At 65.6% G+C, this 15,610-nt stretch carries 14 protein-coding genes and 1 pseudogene; 5 read left to right on the forward strand and 10 right to left on the reverse strand.

Going from position 1 to position 15,610, the window contains the following annotated elements; translation table 11 throughout:
• The 10 genes and pseudogenes from D3H34_RS26680 to bfr all read right to left on the reverse strand — a co-directional run.
• Nucleotides 1-194 (reverse strand): annotated as a pseudogene (locus D3H34_RS26680) (energy transducer TonB); the annotation flags it as partial.
• Nucleotides 195-298: 104 nt separating this feature from the next.
• Nucleotides 299-571 carry a (2Fe-2S)-binding protein gene (locus D3H34_RS26685; protein WP_119557408.1) on the reverse strand — a complete coding sequence of 91 codons (273 nt, stop codon included), beginning with the start codon at nucleotides 569-571 and terminating at the stop codon, nucleotides 299-301.
• Between the two features lie 111 nt (nucleotides 572-682).
• Nucleotides 683-1,363 (reverse strand): Fe2+-dependent dioxygenase, encoded by a 681-nt coding sequence (locus D3H34_RS26690; RefSeq protein ID WP_119557410.1) that lies wholly within the window; start codon nucleotides 1,361-1,363, stop codon nucleotides 683-685.
• A gap of 114 nt (nucleotides 1,364-1,477) precedes the next feature.
• Nucleotides 1,478-3,859, reverse strand: coding sequence for a catecholate siderophore receptor Fiu (locus D3H34_RS26695; RefSeq protein WP_119557412.1), 2,382 nt, complete (start codon nucleotides 3,857-3,859; stop codon nucleotides 1,478-1,480).
• A gap of 237 nt (nucleotides 3,860-4,096) precedes the next feature.
• Complete coding sequence (locus D3H34_RS26700) at nucleotides 4,097-5,461, reverse strand: sulfite reductase subunit alpha (protein WP_119557414.1); 1,365 nt, start codon at nucleotides 5,459-5,461, stop codon at nucleotides 4,097-4,099.
• The gene (locus D3H34_RS26705; protein WP_119557416.1) at nucleotides 5,458-6,468 is read right to left on the reverse strand and encodes an FAD:protein FMN transferase; all 1,011 of its coding nucleotides are present in this window, start codon (nucleotides 6,466-6,468) and stop codon (nucleotides 5,458-5,460) included. Before D3H34_RS26705 ends, D3H34_RS26700 begins: the two co-directional genes overlap by 4 nt.
• A gap of 32 nt (nucleotides 6,469-6,500) precedes the next feature.
• On the reverse strand, nucleotides 6,501-7,310 hold the full coding sequence (locus D3H34_RS26710) for a DUF4198 domain-containing protein (protein WP_119557418.1): 810 nt from the start codon (nucleotides 7,308-7,310) through the stop codon (nucleotides 6,501-6,503).
• A gap of 49 nt (nucleotides 7,311-7,359) precedes the next feature.
• Entirely contained in the window at nucleotides 7,360-7,893 is a 534-nt protein-coding gene (locus D3H34_RS26715) for a DUF2271 domain-containing protein (protein WP_119557420.1), read from the reverse strand.
• A gap of 57 nt (nucleotides 7,894-7,950) precedes the next feature.
• A complete protein-coding gene (locus D3H34_RS26720; protein WP_119557422.1) occupies nucleotides 7,951-8,598 on the reverse strand; it encodes a PepSY-associated TM helix domain-containing protein in 648 nt (215 codons plus the stop codon).
• Nucleotides 8,599-8,723: 125 nt separating this feature from the next.
• The gene (gene bfr, locus D3H34_RS26725; protein WP_062473038.1) at nucleotides 8,724-9,200 is read right to left on the reverse strand and encodes a bacterioferritin; all 477 of its coding nucleotides are present in this window, start codon (nucleotides 9,198-9,200) and stop codon (nucleotides 8,724-8,726) included.
• 261 nt (nucleotides 9,201-9,461) lie between these two features.
• Here bfr and ahpC point away from each other — a divergent pair, with 261 nt between their 5' ends.
• From ahpC to D3H34_RS26750, 5 genes are all read left to right on the forward strand, one after another.
• Complete coding sequence (gene ahpC, locus D3H34_RS26730; protein ID WP_119557424.1) at nucleotides 9,462-10,025, forward strand: alkyl hydroperoxide reductase subunit C; 564 nt, start codon at nucleotides 9,462-9,464, stop codon at nucleotides 10,023-10,025.
• A 92-nt stretch (nucleotides 10,026-10,117) separates the two neighbouring features.
• The gene (ahpF, locus tag D3H34_RS26735; protein ID WP_119557426.1) at nucleotides 10,118-11,686 is read left to right on the forward strand and encodes an alkyl hydroperoxide reductase subunit F; all 1,569 of its coding nucleotides are present in this window, start codon (nucleotides 10,118-10,120) and stop codon (nucleotides 11,684-11,686) included.
• Nucleotides 11,687-11,857: 171 nt separating this feature from the next.
• Nucleotides 11,858-14,074, forward strand: coding sequence for a TonB-dependent hemoglobin/transferrin/lactoferrin family receptor (locus D3H34_RS26740; RefSeq protein WP_119557427.1), 2,217 nt, complete (start codon nucleotides 11,858-11,860; stop codon nucleotides 14,072-14,074).
• Between the two features lie 46 nt (nucleotides 14,075-14,120).
• On the forward strand, nucleotides 14,121-15,203 hold the full coding sequence (locus D3H34_RS26745; RefSeq protein ID WP_119557429.1) for a hemin-degrading factor: 1,083 nt from the start codon (nucleotides 14,121-14,123) through the stop codon (nucleotides 15,201-15,203).
• Complete coding sequence (locus D3H34_RS26750; protein ID WP_119557431.1) at nucleotides 15,200-15,586, forward strand: VOC family protein; 387 nt, start codon at nucleotides 15,200-15,202, stop codon at nucleotides 15,584-15,586. The genes D3H34_RS26745 and D3H34_RS26750 overlap by 4 nt, the downstream gene beginning before the upstream one ends.
• Nucleotides 15,587-15,610 lie beyond the last annotated feature (24 nt).

Here is a 15,610-nt window from a genome sequence, read left to right on the forward strand (position 1 = left end):
GCCTTGGGCTTGGGTGGTTCGACGAACTGGCTCAGGATCTCGACGGGGATCACCACTTCGGCGGCCCGGCGCAGCAGGCCACTTTGCAGTGCCCACAGTGCGGCACCGTGAAAGAGGATCACGCCGCCGGCAATGACGACATTGCGCGACAGGCCAAGAAAGGAGGGAGGGGGGGCAAAGCGGTCAGACACGATCAACCATTCGAATGCGGGCACTACAAATCGTGCCCCGATTGCAGCAAAACCGCTACAGAGACGCTACTTGCGAAAAATCCACCAGACAGAGCCGGCGACGAGGATCAGGCTGCCGCCGAGAGCCGAGACGAGTTCCATGCTTTGCTTTCCTTGATGGAATTGGCAAGCTGGATCGCTCTCGGTGCCGTTTCGCAGTTCAATGCGGCGACCGGGTGAGAGACGCTGCACTGCGCCACGATGTCGCGCGCACAGCCTTCACACTGACCACACTGGGTGGCCACGCCGAGTTCGAACTGGACTTCGTCGAAAGTCATGCCCGCGCGCACGTGACGTGCGATTTCACGGTCAGAGACTCGGCGGCAGACGCAAACGATCATGGCGGTGAAAGCGGCAGTTGGCTGGCTGTTGGATGTGATTCATTATAAATAAGAATCCATCGCATTTGCAATAACTATGACTGACATCCCGTCCGGGTTTGCAAGCCGCTGTTACACCTCGGCCCAGAGTCGCAGCAGGTTGTGATAGTGGCCGGTGAGGGCCACGGTTTCCTCGCATTCGCCCAGGCGGGCGCGCAGTTTCTGGATGGTCTGATCGAGTTCGAACAGCATGCCGCGCTGCGCGTCGCTGCGCACCATGCTCTGCAGCCAGAAGAATGAACACACCCGGGCCCCCCGCGTGACCGGGTGCACGCGGTGCAGGCTGCTCGCCGGATAGAGGATCAGGTCGCCGGCCGGCAGCTTGACCTCGTGCGAGCCGTAGGTGTCGATCACCTCCAGCTCGCCGCCGTCATAGTCCTCAGGATCGCTCAGGAAAAGGGTGCATGACAGGTCCGTGCGCAGCTGCTGGCTGCTGCCCGGCACCGCGCGCACCGAGCCGTCGACATGCACGCCGTAGTGCTCCCCGCCCTCGTAGCGGTTGAACAGCGGCGGCACGAAGCGCGCGGGCAACGCCGCCGAGAAGAACAGCGCGTGGCGCGCGAGCGCGGCAAGGATCGTCGCGCCCAGCTCGCGGGAGACGGGCGAAGTCTCCGGCAACTGGCGGTTGCGCTTCACCTGCGCGCCTTGCGCTCCCACGGTTTCGCGGCCGTCGACCCATTGGGTGGCCTCGAGCGCGGCGCGCATCTCGCGCACTTGATCGGGACTGAGCACGTCGGGCACATGCAGCATCATTTCAGTGAACTCCACAAGAAAAAAGCCCCGGCGCGGGCCGGGGCTCGAGTGTCGCACCGCGTCGGCCGTAAGGGCCGGCGCAGGGGCGACGCGGTCGCCGTCGGGATCGGAAGATCAGAACGCGAAGTTCGCGGTGATCTTCGCCGAGCGAGGCGTGCCCGGCGTGTAGCGGTAGCCGCTCTTGTTGATGGCTGCCGCGTACTGCTTGTCGAACAGGTTGGAGATGTTCAGCTGGATGTCGACGTTCTTGTTGATGCGGTACGACGCCATGGCATCGAACACCCAGTACGAGTCGATGTACGCCGGCGTGCCCACGGCGCCATCGGTGCCGCGGTGCAGCTTGCCGTTGTAGCGTGCGCCACCGCCGACCGTCAGGCCGAACGGGAACTGGTAGGTGGTCCAGGCCGTGAACGAGTTCTTCGGCGTGTATGTCAGCACGTTGGTGCCGTCAGCCGTGACGTTGGGGCCGCTCTGGACCTTGGTGTCCATCGTCGTGAAGCCGGCGCTCATGCCCCAGCGTTCCGTGATGGTGCCCGCCACGCCCAGCTCGATGCCCTGCACGCGCTTCTTGCCGCTCTGATAGTACAGCGCGGTGTTGGTCGGGTCCTGCACCACTTCGTTGCTCACGTCGGTGCGGTAGATGGCGCCGGTCAGCGAGAGCTTGTCGTCCAGCACATCCCACTTCGTGCCCACTTCGAAGGTCTTGGCCTTTTGCGGCAGGAAATCGGTGCGCGCCGCGCTGCTGCCCGTGCCGGCTGCCGACAGCGAGAAGTTCGCGCCGCCCGGGGGCTGGGCCGAGGTGCCGTAGGCGGCGTAGATGCTGCCGTTCTTCGCGGGCTTGTAGACCACGCCGATCTTGCCGGTGAACAGGTTGTCGGACAGCTTGAGCGACGAGGGCACCAGCGTGCCGACCGGCAGGCCGGGGTTGGTTGCCGCGGTCGACAGCGTCGAGCTCTGGAACGAGGTGTTGTAGTGGTCGAAGCGCAGGCCGCCGGTGATCTGCCATTGCTCGTTGAGCTTGATGGTGTCGAAGGCGTAGAGGCCGACCGTGTTGGTCACGCCCTTGCTGTCGGCGCCGCTGAGCATGCGGTTGTAGCCGTTGACGTATGGGTTCGGTGCGTACAGGTTGGCAACCGGCCAGGCGCCGTTTTGCACGACCTTGCCGTTGAACGTCGCGCCGGGGCTGAAGTAGCCCAGGCTCGATTGCTCTTCACGGATCAGCTCGACGCCCGCGCTGAGCGAGTGGCTCAGGCTGCCGGTGTTGAACTTGGCGGTCACGTTCGTCTGGTTGACGAAGATCGTGTTTTCCTGGTTCTTGTTGGTCGGCAGGTTGCGGGTGGTGGTCCAGGTGGACGGCAGGCCCGGGATCGGCGTGTCGAGGAACGCGGTGTTGCCCGAGGGCGGCCGACTGCCGTTGGCGGCCAGGCCGCCGAGCATGAACGCCGTCAGCATATAGTCCTGCTTCGTCTTGCCGTAACGGGTCGTGTTGCGCAGCGTGATGTCGGGCGTGAAGTCGTGCTCGACGCGCGCGGTGAACATGTCGGCCGTAACCTTGTTGAAGTCGTACGCGGTGCCGTAGAAGTTCTTCGGATCGACCGGTGCAGCGTAGTTCAGGAAGCTGCGGCGACGCGCGCCGAGGGCCGTCGGATCGGGGTTCGAGTAGCTGGGCAGGCCGATGGTCGGCACGCCGCCATCGGGGACGTTGTCCTGGTCGACGTGCAGGTAGTCGAAGTAGAAGCGCGTGGGCGAGTTCAGTCCGAGCGCGATCGACGGTGCAATGGCCGTGCGCTTGTTCTTGACGAAGTCGCGACCGGGCACGCCAGCGTCTTCCATCGCTGCATTCAGGCGGAACGCGGCGCCGATGCCGTTGGCGCTGCTGAGCGTCTTGTTCCAGTCGATGCTGCCGCGCTTGTAGTCGGCGCTGCCGAAGCCGATCGAACCCAGGAAGCTGTCTTCGAGCTTCGGCTTCTTGGTGACGAGGTTGATGTAGCCGGTGGGAGAGGTGCGGCCCACGTCGGTGCCCGACGGGCCCTTCACGACTTCGACCTGCTCGATGTTGAACATGTCGCGCGAGACCGAGCCCAGGTCGCGGATGCCGTCCACGAAGATGCTGCTGGAGCTGTCGAAGCCGCGCATGAAGACGGCGTCGCCCGTGTTGGTGTTGCCGTTTTCGCCCAGGAAGAAGGTGCCGACGCCCGCGGTGTTGCGCAGCGCTTCGGTCAGTGTGGTTGCGCCCTGTTCGCGAATGATCTGTTCCTTGATCACCTGGATGGTCTGCGGCGTGTTCACCAGCGGTGCCGTGAACTTGGGGTTGGCCGAGGTGTCGGTCTTGTAGTCGGCGGCGGTCGAATCCTGCACGCGGACTTCAGGCAATGCCCGCCCGGGCTGTGCGAGGGCGGCAGGGGCTGCGATGGCCAGCAGCGTGGCTGCGGCGGCACCAGAAAGATGAGGAACTGCGCGTGCGACGGCGTGTTTGCGGCTCTTGATATAGGCCATGTTGTGTTCTCCAGAAAGGGCGGGCGGGCAGAGCTCGACTGGCTGGGTCCGGGCGGCGCACTCTCAGAGGAGAAAAGGGCGGCGAGACTGGCTGGGTGAGCTGATTTGCGAAGGGTTTTGCAAATCGACGCAAATGATATTGCTTCTCAATACCAAGGTGTTAAGAAGCGTTCGCGTAACCCGAAAGTTTTGTCCAATCCGTTGCCCGCACGCAACTTCCGCGGCGGCGCGAACTGTTCAGTAGACGTCGCGGCGGTAGCGCCCGCTGGCCGAGAGTTCGGCCCACAGATCGTCGCCTGCGATCTGCCGCAGCGCCGCATCCACGCCCGATGCCATGCCCTGCAGGCTGCCGCAGACGTAGATGGCTGCGCCGTCACGTAGCCAGGCCTGCAGCGTGTCGGCCACCTGCAGCAGGCGATGCTGCACATAGAAACGCTCGGCCTGATCGCGCGAGAACACCATGTCGAGACGGGCGAGCACGCCCTCGGCCTGCCAGGCGTCGATTTCCTCGCGGCAGAGAAAGTCGTACGCGGACTGCCGCTCGCCGAACACCAGCCAGTTGTCCTTTCGGCCAGCCGCGGCGCGCGCGCGCAGATGGGCGCGCAGCCCGGCCAGGCCGGTGCCGTTGCCGATGAGGATCAGTGGCCGGTTCTCGTTGCCCTCGAGCCGGAAGCCGCGATGCGGCCGCAGTCGCAGCGCGACGGTGTCACCGACCGTGAGCGTCGAGGTGAGCAGGCCCGAGGCGGCGCCCATCGAACCGTCGGGATGCTGTTCCTGCCGCACGAGCAGTTGCAGCTCGCCATCGGCGGGCAGGGAGGCGATCGAGTAGTCGCGTGGGCGCGCTGGATCGCTGGCGACGGTGACCTGAACCAGATCGCCCGACGCCCAGTGCGGCAGGGCGCCGGCTTGCGGCGTCAGGCCGAGGTGAAAGACGGGTGCGCCCGTGCTGCCGGCGTTGAGCAGTTCGCGTCGTGTGAGCCGCCAGGGAGCGAACGCTGGCGGGGCATCGTCGATGCCCTCGGGTGCGCCGCCCCAGCGGGACTGCCAGTCGGCGAGCGCGGCGGGGTCGCTGTTGTCGACCTCGATGGGGTCGAAGTCGCGCACCGCGCCGGCCGTCTGGAGCCATGCGTCGAGCGCGCGACCGAAACCGCAGAAGTGGGTGTACTGTCGGTCGCCAAGCGCCAGCACGGCGTAGCGCAGCGAAGGCAGCGACAGCGGCGCGCCCATCACGCGTTCGGCGAACACGCTGGCGCCATCGGGCGCATCGCCTTCGCCGTAGGTGCTGGCCACGAAGAGTGCACGTCGGGCCGAGGCGAGCGTGGCGCTGTCGAGTGCGTTGAGCGCCATCACGCGCACCGCGGTGCCGGCCGCGCGCAGCCGGCGCGCGGTCTGCCAGGCGATGGTTTCCGCCTGGCCGGTCTGGCTGGCGAACAAGACGAGAGTGGGCGACGCCTGCCCGCCGTCACCGGCCAACAGCGCCGCGGCTTCGCGGGCGGCCAGGGCATGCAGTCGACGCTGGCGCGCGTAGATGGCCAGGCACATCGCGGCATAGGTCGCCACCATTGCGCCGGCTCCGAGCGTACGCCACAGGGTCTCGGTCATGCGCCGGCCTGCGCCTGCCACGCGTGCGTGGCCCGTTCGGTGAGTGATCCGTCGGCGGCGCGGGAGATGAAGAGGGCCGCGATGTCGTGCTGCTGCGCGAAGGCCTGGCCTTCGTCGGGACCGAGCACGGTCAGCACGGTGGCGAGCGCGTCGGCCTGCATGCACTGCGGGTGCCGCACCGTGACGCTGGCCAGCGCATGCGTCACCGGCTCGCCGTCGCGCGGATCGATGGTGTGCGACCAACTGCGCCCTTCAAGCGAGCGCCGGTGCCAGCGGTCGCCCGAGGTGGCCACCGCCATGTCGGACAGGGCGATGCGTTGCGGGGTGGGCATCTCGGTGTCGACCTGCACCTGCCACGGTGTGCCGCCGGGCCGTCGGCCGATGCCGCGCAGCTCGCCGCCGATCTCGAGCAGCAGGTCGGTGAGGCCGAGCGCGCGCAGCGCGTCGACGCCATGGTCTACCGCGAAACCCTTGGCGATGCCCGACAGGTCGAGCTGCACGCCGCCGGGTTGCAGCAGCGTGTGGTCGGTGGCGTCGAAGGTCAGTCGTTGCCAGCCAACCTTCGAATGGATCGCAGCCAGCGCGTCGGGCGAGGGCGGGGCATGGTCCTGCGATGCAGCGGGCCCGAAGCCCCATCGCGCCACCAGCGCACCGACCGTCGGATCGATCGCGCCGCCACTGGTCTGCGCCCACGCGAGGGCGCACTGCATCACCTGCGCGAACTCCGGCGGCAGCACATGGCGCGAGCCGGCGGGCGCGGTGTTGAAGCGGCTGATGAGGGAGTCCGGCTCCCAGTGGCTCATCTGCGCGATCACGCGCGCAAGCGCGGCTTCGATGGCCTCGCGCACCTGCGCGAGCGGCAGCATGTGCGGGTTGTCGAAGCGCAGCGACCAGGTCGTGCCCATCGTCTGCCCGCCGAGCTGTTGAAGGCTGGCGGGATCGGCGCGACGGGGGACGGCCGCGTTGGCGTAACCGCCTGCGTGCCAGGTGCTGAACGAAAGGCCCAAGGGAGCGGGTGCTGCCGATGTCGGAGGCAGGGTCAGGGCATCACTTCCAGGGTGGCCGCGTAGCTCAGGCGGCGTTCCTTGGCTTGCGGCACGGTGGTCTTGCTGTCCTTGGTGCTGGCGTCGAGCCAGTACATGCCGGCGCTGGGCCAGGTCACGCTGAACTGGCCCTTGTCGTCGGTCTTGAGCTTGATCTCGTCGAGCTTGTCGCGGTACTGGGTGTTGCCGGCGGTCACGGTCACTTCGAGGTCCTTGGCGGGCTTGCCGTCCAGGTGCAGCGTGAAGGTCGCCTTCTCGCCCTTGGCCAGGTCGGTCGGGCTGCCGGTCGAGATCAGCTCCAGGCCTTGGCCGATGGGCTTGAGCGCCGAGGGCTTGCCGACGGTCACGAAGGTTTCGATGCGGCCAGCCGATTGCGTGATGGTCACGTCCTGCGCGTCGGCCGGGATTTCCTTGCCGATGGTTTCGGCCGTGCCGCGGGCGCGCTTGTTCTGGCCCGTGGCCTTGTCCTTCCAGGCGGCGAATGCGCCGTTGTTGACCACCGCGATGCGGTAGGTGCCCGGCTGCGCGACGTTCACGTCGAACACGTTGCGCAGCTTGAGCTTGGCCTCGGCTTCGGGCTTGACCGTGCTGCCGTCGGGCGCGGTGATCTGCAGGCCTTCCAGGCGCAGCGGCGCGTGGTTGGCAACGAACAGGTCGTTCGACACGGCGGCATCGACGCTCACGGTGTCGGCCTTCGACAGCACGGTGGTCGAGGGCAGCAGCCAGGCGTTGTGCGCCTGGGTCACAGAAGCAACGGCCGAGAGAGCGAGGGCGAGGCCGGCGGCGCGCAGGGTGAAGCGGGTCATGGTGGTCCTTGGAATGAGTGGGCGGGCGAGGGGGCAGGGCGGTCGGAAATCAGGGCTTGAGCTCGAGCTTGACCTCGCCCAGCTCTTCCTTGCCGGCAGCGACCGGTTGCGCGGCGGCGGTGGGCGGCCACTGGAACGGAATGGTCACGACCTCGCGGCCACCGACTTCGCGGGCGGCTTCCACCACCAGCTTGTAGGCGCCGGGGGCGAGCTTGGGCATCGCGCCCGTGCCTTCGGTGAAGCTCAGCTGGTGCTTGCCCGCGGGCTTGGAGGCGCCGGTCACGCCGTCGACCGGTACGGCCAGTTCACGGCCGCCGCGGCGCCACCACTGGCGCATGTCCTTGAGCCACTTGGTGCCTTCACCTTCGGGGTTGTTGGTCTTGGTGCGCACGTCGTACCAGACGGCCAGCGTGCCGGCCATCGTGCTGTCGGCGCGTTCGATCCAGGTCGCCACGTAGGGACGGTGGTACTCCGACACATTGAGCCGGGGAATCTCGATGTTGACCGACAGGCCGGCCGCAAGGGCCGGGGTCGCGAACAGCGCCGACATGGCGATCGGTGCGAGCGAGTAGCGAAGGTGCACGGGAAACCTCTTTTCCTGAATCAGCAAAAACAACGCACCGACCGATCCGTGGACTGGTCAGTGAATGAACAGCAACGCGAGCAGCACGGGCACCACCAGCCCCATGCCCACCAAGGGCCAGGTGAAGGGGCGGTTGCCCGCGTGCATCTTGAGAATGAACAGCCCGGTGACCGAGAAGACCAGCGTGGCGGCCGCGAAGATGTCGATGAACCAGCTCCAGGCCGTGCCGGTGTTGCGGCCCTTGTGCAGGTCGTTGAAGTAGGAGAGCCAGCCGCGGTCGGTGCGCTCGTATTCGACCTCGCCCTCGGGCAGGCTCAGGCGCAACCAGGCATCGCCGCCGGGGCGGGGGAGGGACAGGTAGATTTCGTCGTCCGACCATTCGGCCTCGCGGCCGGCGGTGTCGATGTCCCACTGCTTGCGCAGCCACCCTTGCAGTTCGGCAGGCAGCGGCGCCTTGCCCTGACTGGCCTTGGCGGCGGGGAGTTGCTGTTCGATGCGGGCGCGCAGGGCATCGTCGACCGTGCCGTTGTGCGTGGTGACCACCGGCTTGGCTTCGATCTGGCCCGCGTGGTTGAGCGTGAAGCCCGTGACGCTGAACAGGATCATGCCGACGAGGCAGATGGCAGAACTGACCCAATGCCACTCGTGGAGGGTCTTGAGCCAATAGGCGCGGCGGCGGTTGTCGGAGCGGGCGGGGGCAGTCATCGAAAGCGCGAATTGTAATCGTGCAGATGAGAATGACTGCTATTCAGTAGGTATGAAGTTAAGTAAAGAGCAATAAAAAATGGGACCGAAGTCCCGTTGTTTGTCGCGGCGTCGCAGCGCTGTGCTTACTCGAGCTCGCCCACCTGCAACTGCAGGTAGTTCTGCAGGCCGACGCGGTCGATCAGGTCGATCTGCGTCTCGAGGAAGTCGATGTGCTCCTCGGTGTCGTCGAGGATTTCCTGCAGCAGGTCGCGCGAGACATAGTCGCGCACCGATTCGCAATGCGCGATGCCGTCCTTGATGGTCGCCTGTGCACCGGTTTCGGCGCCGAGGTCGCAGCGCAGCAGCTCGGGCACGTCTTCGCCGATGTTCAGCTTGCCCAGGTCCTGCAGGTTGGGCAGGCCGTCGAGCATGAAGATGCGGTCCATGAGCTTGTCGGCGTGCTTCATCTCGCCGATGGATTCTTCGTATTCCTTCTTCGCCAGCTTGTCCAGGCCCCAGTGCTTGAGCATGCGGTAGTGGAGGAAGTACTGGTTGATGGCAGTCAGCTCGTTCTTGAGCTGCGCCTGCAGGTGTTCGATGACTTTGGGGTCGCCCTTCATGATTCTTTTCCTTGTTCTGAAAGCGGTGATTGTCGGAGCGCAAAGCGACCACTTGCAAGCAAACCCATGCTGCGCCGGTCTGCATGCGTGTGATGGTGATACACGTTCGTATTGACCTGGCGCAAGGCGACGCGTGACGCGATGGCAAACATAGCGGGTTCCAATACTTTCAATAGTTGATATCTATCAAAAACGATATATTGGTAGCTATACTCATGGCTCGCACTTAATTTTGTCCACCCGCAGCATCCAAGGAATCACATGTCCCTGATCAACACTCCCGTCCAACCCTTCAAGACCCAGGCCTACCTCAACGGCAAGTTCATCGACGTGTCCGACGAGTCGCTCAAGGGCAAATGGTCCGTGCTGATCTTCATGCCGGCAGCCTTCACCTTCAACTGCCCGACCGAAGTTGAAGACGCGGCCGACCACTACGCCGAATTCCAGAAGCTGGGTGCCGAGGTCTACATCGTGACCACCGACACGCACTTCTCGCACAAGGTCTGGCACGACACCTCGCCGGCCGTCGGCAAGGCCAAGTTCCCGCTGGTGGGCGACCCGACCCACACGCTGACCAACGCTTTCGGCGTGCACATCCCCGAAGAAGGCCTGGCACTGCGCGGCACCTTCGTGATCAACCCCGAAGGCATCATCAAGACCGCCGAAGTGCACTCCAACGAAATCGCTCGCGACGTGAAGGAAACCCTGCGCAAGCTGAAGGCAGCGGTCTACACCGCCGCACACCCGAACGAAGTGTGCCCGGCCAAGTGGAATGACGGCGACAAGACCATCGCCCCGTCGTTCGACCTCGTCGGCAAGATCTAAGCAGCGCCCCGCGCGAAAGCCCGGGCGCTCACGAGGCCCCGGGCTTTTTTGTCCCGAGTTGATAGTTTTCAGTTATCGAAAGAGAGTCCGCCATGCTCGACGCCAGCACCAAAGCCCAATTGAAGAGTTACCTCGAACGCGCCACGCAGCCGATCGAGATCGTTGCCTCGCTCGACGACAGCAAGGCCTCGGGCGAAATGCTGTCGCTGCTGAAGGACGTTGCCGAAGCCTCGCCGCTGGTCACGCTGACCGAAAGCCGCGACGACAACCACCGCAAGCCCTCGTTCTCGGTCAATCGCCCGAGCGAAAACCACGGCCCGCGCTTTGCCGGCCTGCCGATGGGCCATGAATTCACGTCGCTGATCCTTGCGTTGTTGCAAGTCGGCGGCTATCCGCCGAAGGTCGAACAGGCCGTGCTCGACCAGATCAAGGCACTCGACGGCGACTTCGAGTTCGAGATCTACGTCTCGCTCACCTGCCACAACTGCCCCGACGTGGTCCAGGCGCTGAACCTGATGGCCATCCAGAACCCGCGCATCCGCACCACGATGATCGAAGGCGGCACCTTCCAGGACGAAGTCAAGGAACGCCAGATCATGGCCGTGCCGACCGTGTTCCTGAACGGCACCGAGTTCGGCCAGGGTCGCATGAGCCTGGAGGAAATCCTCGCCAAGATCGACACCAGCGGTGTCGAGCGCGAAGCCGCCAAGATCGCCGCCAAGGATGCGTTCGACGTGCTGATCGTCGGTGGCGGCCCCGCGGGTGCCGCAGCTGCGGTGTATGCCGCGCGCAAGGGCATCCGCACCGGTGTCGCCTCGGAGCGCTTCGGCGGCCAGGTGCTCGACACGCTGGGCATCGAGAACTTCATCTCGATCAAGGAAACCGAAGGACCGAAGTTCGCCCATGCCCTCGAAGAGCATGTGCGCGACTACGACGTCGACATCATGAATCTGCAGCGCGCCAAGGCACTGATTCCCAATGCAGGGCCGGGCAAAGACCAGATCGAGGTGCAGCTCGAAAGCGGCGCGTCGCTCAAGAGCAAAACCGTCATCATCTCGACGGGTGCCCGCTGGCGCAACATCAACGTGCCGGGTGAGCACGAGTTCAAGAACAAGGGCGTGGCCTATTGCCCGCACTGCGACGGCCCGTTGTTCAAGGGCAAGCGCGTGGCGGTGATCGGCGGCGGCAACTCGGGCGTCGAGGCGGCCATCGACCTGGCCGGCATCGTCGGCCACGTCACGCTGATCGAGTTCGACACGCAACTGCGCGCCGACGCCGTGCTGCAGCGCAAGCTGCGCAGCCTGAAGAACGTCGACATCTTCACCAATGCGCAGACCACCGAGATCACCGGCGACCAGAAGGTCAACGGCCTGGTCTACAAGGACCGCGCAACGGGCGAGCTGAAGAAGGTCGAGCTTGAAGGCGTGTTCATCCAGATCGGCCTGGTGCCCAACACCGATTGGCTCAAGGGCACGGTCGAGCTGACGAAGCACGGCGAGATCGTCGTCGATGCGCGCGGCCAGACCTCGGTGCCCGGCGTGTTCGCGGCGGGCGATGCCACCACGGTGCCGTTCAAGCAGATCATCATCGCGGCCGGCGACGGCGCGAAGGCGGCGCTCGGTGCGTTCGATCATCTGATCCGCACATCGGCCCCTGCGTGAGTAAGTCCTAAGTGTCCTAAATTTTGGCAATGAGAATTATTCTCATACAATAAAAACAAGGGCGATCTCTTCGGTTGCCCCTCATTGCCAGCCAGGTCACATCCGCGCGGTTTTCTCTTCGCGCCTCGAGGTCCAGCAAGCAGTTCTTCAACTGTTTTCTGGACCTTTTTCGTGGCCGCTCATTTCCCTCGACCGTCTTCCCATCGACTCGCGCTGCTGCCGTGGCTGATCGCCTCGGCATTCGGCATGGCCGCTGCGCCCGCGTGGTCCCAGCAACTCGCTGCGCTCGGCGAAGTGGTGGTGAGCGGATCGCGCTCGGAACAGGCCAAGGACGACCTGCCGCTGAGCATCGAGGTCATCAACCGCCAGGACATCGAGACCAAGCAGATCCACGACATCCGCGATGCCGTGCGCGACCTGCCCAACGTGTCGGTCAAGCGCTCGCCCGCGCGTTTCGGGCTGGCGCAGGGCAACACCGGCCGCGACAGCAATGCGGGCTTCAACATCCGCGGCCTCGACGGCAACCGTGTGCTGCTGCTGACCGACGGCATTCGCACGCCGCGCAGCTACGTGTTCAGCGCCAACGCGTTCGGGCGCGACTACTTCGACATCGGCCTCGTCGAGCGCATCGAGATCATCAAGGGCCCGGCGTCGGCGCTCTACGGCTCGGACGGCCTGGCCGGGCTGGTCAACTTCATCACCCGTGAGCCCTCGTCCTTCCTGCGTGAAGGGCGCACCTTCGGCGGCAGCGCGAACATCGGCTACAGCGGCGAAGACAACGGCGTGCGCGGCGGTGTCACGCTCGCGGGCAAGGCGAACGACGTGCTCGAATGGCTCGTTTCCGCCAACCTGGGGCACGCCAGCGAACTCGAGAATCGGGGCTCGCTCAACGTGCCCAACCTCGACCGCACCACGCCCAACCCGCAGCGCGACCAGACCCGCTCGCTGCTGGCCAAGGCCATCCTCACGCCCAACGCCGACCAGCGCCACGCCTTCACCTTCGAGCACGTCGAGAAGAGCAGCCGCTACAACCTGCTGTCGGGCGTGGCCAAGCCGCCGTATGCGTCCACCTCGGTGATCGGCCTCAACGCCAAGACCGACCTCGACCGCGACCGCCTGACCTACGAAGGCCGGCTGCGCCTGAACAGCGTGGTGGCCGACAACCTGCTCGCCGTCGTGAGCTACCAGAAGGCCGGCTCGCGCGAATACATCTACGAAGACCGCTTCACCGCGGCAGACCGTACGCGCGACGTCACCTACGACGAGAACACCTGGCAATTCGGCTTGCAGGCCGACAAGACGATCCGCATGGGCAGCTGGGCGCAGAAGATCACCTACGGCCTGGACTACACGCGCACCAACGTCGAGAACCTGCAGACCGGCCTCGTGCCGCCGACCGGCGAGAGCTACCCGCTCAAGCGCTTCCCCGACACGCGCGAGACCTCGACGGCCTTCTACGTGCAGGACGAGTTCATCCACGACCGCTGGAGCATCACGCCCGGCATCCGCTTCGACCGCTTCTCGCTCGACGCGAAGCAGGCCGGCTTCAACGCGCAGGCCGTGTCGCTGTCGGGCTCGGCCGTGTCGCCCAAGCTGGGCGTGCTGTTCCGCGCCACGCCGCAGTGGAGCGTGTACGGCAACTACGCCTCGGGCTTCAAGGCGCCCAACGCGTTCCAGGTGAACAACTTCTTCGAGAACGTGATCGCCGGCTACAAGACTATTCCCAACCCGAACCTCAAGCCCGAGAAGAGCCAGAACATCGAGCTGGGCGTGCGCGGGCGCACCGGCATCCTGAGCTTCGACGTGGCGGCCTTCACCGGCGACTACAAGAACCTCATCGAGAACGACAAGCTCGTGGGCGGGCGCGGCATTCCGCGCATCGATCCGCTGATCTACCAGACCGTCAACGTCGGACGTGCGCGCATCAGCGGTTTCGAGATCAAGGGCGAGCTCGACTTCACCGAGAACGGCAACGGCTTCTCCGTGCCCTTCGCCTACGGTCGCACGCACGGCCGCGACCGCACCAACAACCGGCCGCTCAACTCGATCGACCCGCAGAAATTCAGCGCCGGCCTCAAATACCAGGCGCCGGCCTGGAGCGTGCGACTCGATGCGATCCATCATGGCGCGAAGGAGTGGGAAGACGTCGATCGCAGCGAAGTGACCACGGGCCTGCAGTTCCGCACGCCGGCGGCCACCACGCTGGACATCAGCGCGCAGTGGCGCATCCGCAAGGACCTGCGCCTGAACGCGTCGGTGACCAACCTCACCAACAAGCGCTACTGGATGTGGAGCGATGTGCGCGGGGTGACCACCACCTCGGCGATCCGCGACGCCTACACCCAGCCGGGCCGCAGCTTCAACGTGTCGCTCGTGGCGGACTTCTGATCCGCACCGCCACGCCACCGCAATCCCTCACAACAAAGGACTCCCGATGAACGCCCAAGACATCCGAACCCGTTTCGCCGAACTGCGCACCAAGGGCATGCGCCACAAGGACGCGGCCGCGGCAATGGGCCTGGCCGAAGGCGCCGCCATTGCGGCACACACCGGCGCGCACGACAAGGCGCTGCGCGCTACGCGTCTGAAGGGCCCTTGGGTCGAACTGCTGCAGGCGCTGGAGCTGTGCGGCCCCGTGCTGGCGCTCACGCGCAACGAGACCACGGTGCACGAGAAGACCGGCGTCTACGAGAAGATCTCGGGCACCGACGCCATGGGGCTCGCGGTGGGCGAGGCCATTGACCTGCGTCTGTTCTTCGGCCGCTGGCATGCGGGGTTCGCGGTCAGCGAGGCGGCGGCCAATGCCGGCGTGCCGCCGTCGCTGAGCCTGCAGTTCTTCAACCCGCAGGGCGTCGCAGTGCACAAGGTCTTCGTGCGCGACGCGACCGATCGCGATGCCTTCCAGTCGGTCATCGACACCTTCACCGCGCCCGACGAGCCGGTGCAGTTCGTGCCTGCCGAGAAGAAGGCGGCGCCGCGCGATGACAGCGCCATCGATGCGGTGGCGCTGGCCGATGCCTGGCGCGGCATGCAGGACACGCACGAGTTCTTCGGCCTGCTGAACAAGTTCGACGTGGAGCGCCAGCAGAGCTTTCGCCTCACCGAAGGCGAGTTCACGCAGCGGGCCGAGACCGGCGCGGTGCGCGAACTGCTGCACGAGGCGTCGTTCGACGGCACGCCGATCATGGTGTTCGTCGGCAGCCCCGGCTGCATCCAGATCCACTCCGGGCCGGTCGTGCGCATCGAGCCGATGGAGATGCACGGCATGCAGTGGCTCAACGTGCTCGACCCCGGCTTCAACCTGCACCTGCGCGAAGACCGCATCGCGAGCGTCTGGATCGTCCAGAAGCCGACCAGCGACGGCATCGTGACCTCGGTCGAGGCTTTCGACGGCGAGGGCGAGCTGATGGCGATGTTCTTCGGCGCGCGCAAGCCGGGCGTGCCCGAGCGCGCGGAGTGGCGCCAGATCGTGGCGAAGCTCTCGCGCCTGGCCACCTTGGAAGCACCGGCGCGATGAGCACAACCACCGTCCCGGGCGTGGTCGAGATCAAGGCCTTCGTGCCGGCGAAGGACTTCGCGCTGTCCCAGGCCTTCTATCAGGACCTGGGCTTCACCCTGGCCTCGAACGAGGACGGCATCGCGTACTTCTTCTGTGGCGGAAGCAGCTTCCTGCTGCAGGACTTCTACCTCCAGAGCCACGCAGAGAACTTCATGATGCATCTGCTCGTCGACGACGCGCTGGCCTGGTGGGCCCGTGTGCAGGCGCAGCGCCTGACCGAACGCTATGCCGTGCAGACCACGCCGCCCGCCGAACGCCCGTGGGGCATGGTCGACTTCACGCTGACCGACCCGAGCGGCGTGCTCTGGCGCATCGCGCACAACATTCCCCGACGCGACTGAGCGCGTCTTTCCTTCGCTGTCCGT

The sequence above is a fragment of the Acidovorax cavernicola genome, from assembly GCF_003581445.1.

Bases quoted from the DNA above. Each gene is read 5' to 3' on its own strand.
- D3H34_RS26695 (WP_119557412.1), bottom strand. From the start codon at position 3,859: ATGGCCTATATCAAGAGCCGCAAACACGCCGTCGCACGCGCAGTTCCT.
- D3H34_RS26685 (WP_119557408.1), bottom strand. From the start codon at position 571: ATGATCGTTTGCGTCTGCCGCCGAGTCTCTGACCGTGAAATCGCACGT.
- D3H34_RS26710 (WP_119557418.1), bottom strand. From the start codon at position 7,310: ATGACCCGCTTCACCCTGCGCGCCGCCGGCCTCGCCCTCGCTCTCTCG.
- D3H34_RS26745 (WP_119557429.1), top strand. From the start codon at position 14,121: ATGAACGCCCAAGACATCCGAACCCGTTTCGCCGAACTGCGCACCAAG.
- D3H34_RS26690 (WP_119557410.1), bottom strand. From the start codon at position 1,363: ATGATGCTGCATGTGCCCGACGTGCTCAGTCCCGATCAAGTGCGCGAG.
- ahpC (WP_119557424.1), top strand. From the start codon at position 9,462: ATGTCCCTGATCAACACTCCCGTCCAACCCTTCAAGACCCAGGCCTAC.
- D3H34_RS26720 (WP_119557422.1), bottom strand. From the start codon at position 8,598: ATGACTGCCCCCGCCCGCTCCGACAACCGCCGCCGCGCCTATTGGCTC.
- bfr (WP_062473038.1), bottom strand. From the start codon at position 9,200: ATGAAGGGCGACCCCAAAGTCATCGAACACCTGCAGGCGCAGCTCAAG.
- D3H34_RS26700 (WP_119557414.1), bottom strand. From the start codon at position 5,461: ATGACCGAGACCCTGTGGCGTACGCTCGGAGCCGGCGCAATGGTGGCG.
- ahpF (WP_119557426.1), top strand. From the start codon at position 10,118: ATGCTCGACGCCAGCACCAAAGCCCAATTGAAGAGTTACCTCGAACGC.
- D3H34_RS26750 (WP_119557431.1), top strand. From the start codon at position 15,200: ATGAGCACAACCACCGTCCCGGGCGTGGTCGAGATCAAGGCCTTCGTG.